1 protein-coding gene is annotated in these 255 nt (G+C 69.4%); it reads right to left on the reverse strand.

Going from position 1 to position 255, the window contains the following annotated elements; translation table 11 throughout:
• Positions 1-214, reverse strand: a 214-nt coding sequence (locus ACYOEI_RS41420) for a Mu transposase domain-containing protein (RefSeq protein ID WP_462856514.1), incomplete at its 3' end; no start/stop codon positions are given.
• Between the last annotated feature and the right edge of the window lie 41 nt (positions 215-255).

Consider the following 255-nt stretch of genomic DNA (forward strand, 5'->3'; position numbering starts at 1 on the left):
GATCGATCAGGATCCGTTCGCTCGTGTGCCGCGGGTAGGTGACCAGGACCGCGGCGGTCCGGGGGTCGACGATCCGCACGCATCCCGAGCCGCCGCGGACCTCCACCTCGCGGCCGGCATAGGTGAAAGGGACGACATAGCTACGCCCCTCGAAATGGACCGTGCAATCCTTGTGCACCGGGGCGGTCCTGACCAGGTCGAACGGCTCCGGCATGGACCCCGGCAACGGCCGCAACGACGGCCTCTCGGCCTCCC

The sequence above is a fragment of the Singulisphaera rosea genome (assembly GCF_054877945.1).